The organism is Haladaptatus sp., from assembly GCF_049589095.1.
In the GTDB taxonomy this organism is placed as follows: Archaea; Halobacteriota; Halobacteria; order Halobacteriales; family Haladaptataceae; genus Haladaptatus.
The window spans coordinates 1-2961 of sequence record NZ_JBAWAC010000125.1 but is presented as its reverse complement, the minus strand read 5'-3'; the positions used below and the strand labels follow the sequence as shown (position 1 = coordinate 2961).

Annotated in this window: 4 protein-coding genes; 2 read left to right on the top strand and 2 right to left on the bottom strand. The window is 61.5% G+C overall.

What is annotated here, in order from left to right:
• Together WBV42_RS04330 and WBV42_RS04325 are read right to left on the bottom strand one after the other, a co-directional pair.
• The coding region (locus WBV42_RS04330; protein ID WP_423984938.1) for a DUF3054 domain-containing protein at window positions 1-310 on the bottom strand (310 nt) is incomplete at its 3' end.
• Between the two features lie 22 nt (window positions 311-332).
• Complete coding sequence (locus WBV42_RS04325; RefSeq protein ID WP_423984937.1) at window positions 333-923, bottom strand: class I SAM-dependent methyltransferase; 591 nt, start codon at window positions 921-923, stop codon at window positions 333-335.
• An 89-nt stretch (window positions 924-1012) separates the two neighbouring features.
• Between WBV42_RS04325 and WBV42_RS04320 the strand changes: the two genes are divergently transcribed.
• Both WBV42_RS04320 and WBV42_RS04315 read left to right on the top strand, forming a co-directional pair.
• On the top strand, window positions 1013-1594 hold the full coding sequence (locus WBV42_RS04320) for a GNAT family N-acetyltransferase (protein WP_423984939.1): 582 nt from the start codon (window positions 1013-1015) through the stop codon (window positions 1592-1594).
• An 85-nt stretch (window positions 1595-1679) separates the two neighbouring features.
• The gene (locus WBV42_RS04315; RefSeq protein ID WP_423984936.1) at window positions 1680-2732 is read left to right on the top strand and encodes a DsbA family protein; all 1053 of its coding nucleotides are present in this window, start codon (window positions 1680-1682) and stop codon (window positions 2730-2732) included.
• The last annotated feature ends 229 nt before the right edge of the window (window positions 2733-2961 follow it).

The window sequence follows — 2961 nt, the reverse complement described above, 5'->3', positions numbered from 1 at the left end:
ACGACGTCGCGCGGAGTGCGGCACCGATGAGCGCGGCGGTGATCCACGTTCCGTCCGCGAACAGCACCGAGACTCGAACCGACCGGTGGGCGCGGGAACTGTACAGGCCGACCACGAACGCGGATATCAACCACCCGATGAGGAACGGTGCGACGGTGTTAGCGAAGTAGAGGGGCTCTCGGAGGATATTCTCGTGATGACGAAGGCTTCCAACCGTCAGAAGCACCAGCAGAACCACGATATCGCCGATGAAGAGTCCGGCCGTCGTTCCCGAGCGGTCGAGTCGCCGAGTTACGAACGCACTGCTCATACGGTTCGTTGCACGGCCGGGGTTATGTCGTTCCCGATGTGCGTTTGATACCCGCGACGGTGTAATCGAAGCCACGGCCCCGAACCCGCGGTACGAGGTCCGCCGCGTGCAGGATACGTGCCAGCTCGTCCGGCGTAAAAAACGACGAACGCATTCCCAGCAGATGTTCACCACGGACGAGCAACCGGCCCCGAACCGTCGCCGGATTGAACTCGCGGATGATCACCACGCCGCCGGGCCGCAGCACGCGCTCGACTTCCGAAAGGGTCGCCTTCGCGTCGCCGATGTGATGGAGCGCGTCCGAGATGACGACGGCATCGACGGATTCGGCGTCGAGCGGCAGTCTGGTCGCGTCCCCGCGCACGCAGTCGAGTCCGCGTGCGTGTGCCTGCGCGAGCATCCCCGAGGAGGCATCGACGACGAAGCGCTCGTCCACGTCGAACGCGCGCACGGCCCGGCCCGTTCCGCCCGCTACGTCCGCGATTCGCTCGATGGGTCGTTCGGCCTGTTGGAGGCCTTCGCGCAGAATGTCGTAATCCGAATCGGGCGAGAAGTAGTCGTACAGCCATGCGATGCGGTCGAAGTGACCGATATCGCCGTTCGTGGGGGACATATCGGATGAACGCGACCCATCGCATAAAATTCGACGGCGGGAACCGCCGACCCGATGGAGGGATGTGGGTCGCGCCGAAACGGATGGACATGGAGTACGCGGTACTGGGATGGCCGGACGAGGGGCCGAAACTGCGACTCGATTACGAACGGTTCAGCTACGCGGGCAAGTTCGTGATGTCGAATACGGGGAAGGCCGTCGCCCGCGTCTCACGGGATGCGGCGGGACTTCCGGTGAATTACGGCGACGACCGTCTCGTGGCCGCCATCGCGTTCAACGAGGACCGCACCGACGACGGAACGATGTGGCTTCGGTACGTGACGGTGCACGCCGACCGCCGCGGCGAGGGAATCGGCTCCGAACTCGCGCGATTCACGACGGGGCGGATTCACGAGCGTGATTATCAGCGTGTTAAAATCGCGGTAAACAACCCCTACGCGTACCACGCGCTCTACCGAGCAGGCTTCGGGTTCACCGGCGAGGAGACGGGACTGGCGGAACTGGTCCTGGAACACCCGAAACCCGAAACGGAGCGCTATCAGGACGGATTGGACGTGTATCGTGCCCGTGATCTCTCCACGAACGAGGAGAAATTTCTGGCGGCGAAGCAGGATCGTCGGCCACCGCAATCGGACGACCCTCGGCCGGTTGAACGGTCGGAAGATCGATGATTTCACGGAGGGAATCTCTTCGTTTAGTACACCGTTCATTCAGCCGTTAATGACCTATTAACGAAGGTTGAGTATCGCTTCGTGTATGGCAGTGAGAGACGATAGAAGAAGAGTGCTCGGACTCATCGGGTCGGGCCTGACGGTCGGATTCGCCGGTTGCTCGGCGTTTTCGAAGAACGGTGCCTCCTCGGAGAATTCGGGCGGACGGAACGGCGCACAGACGACGACGGAGACCATTCAGGATCCGACGTCGAGCACGACGAAAACGGAGACCAAAACGGAGACGGAAACGACGTCGGAAGTCGAACCCGTGGACCCCGAGGACCTCGAACCAGCACCGAAAGCCTATCAGGCGGTGTCACGCCCGGAGAAGGCGGATGAGTACAAGTATGCGACGATGGGTTCGGAGGACGCATCGGTGACGGCTCGGTTCTACGGCGCGTGGAAGTGCCCTTACACGCGTCACTTCGTCCTCGACATCCTGCCGACGCTCATCGAGAAGTACGTCAAACCCGGCGACGTGGCGATCGAGTTCCGCGCCGTCGCCTACGAGGACGGCGAAGGGTTCCACGGTCCCGACTCACCCCGTGCGGCGCGGGCCGGGTTGGTGGTCTGGAATCAGGACCCCGACCAGTTCTGGACGTACTTCGGCACCGTGTTCAAAAACCAGAACAGCGCGCCGGGGTGGGCGACGACGGAGATGCTTCTCAACCTGGCCGAGAAGGCAGACGTGAGCGACCGCTCGGACATCGCCTCGCTCATCGAGTCGGGCAAGTACCAGTCCCAGATCGAGAAGACGATGGACCAAGTACACGACATCCCGATCACGCGCGTCCCCCGCATCGTCGTCGACGATACCGTGACCGCACCGACTGTGTCACCGAAGAAGACGAAGGCACAACTCGACGCCGCGCTCGGGAAAGGGTCGAAAATTACCACCACAAAGGACGATTCCGAAACGACGACCACGAAGGGTGACGGTTCGGGGACGACCACCACGAAGGGCAATTCCGGAACCACTACGGACACGACAACCGGCACCACCAAGACGTCCGGCGATTCGACCACGACCACCACCGGAACGACCACCACGACGAACTCGACCAGCACGACGACCGGCACGAAATCCGGGAACTGATCGGCGTTCGTCGTGAACCCTGTGTTCCACTCTTCTCTCACCGCTCTCTTTGTCACACTGGTCGAACACAGATTCACGAGCGAGTGCTACACCGAAGAGAACTACGGGAGGTCATCGATTTTCGAAACAGCCGGTTCCCTCGTTGCTCGAAAAAATGGATAGCGAACTGTCCGAGTCTATCCAAATTTGTACTCTCGCACACGCGTTCTTCATCACGTCCGTGAGGTTC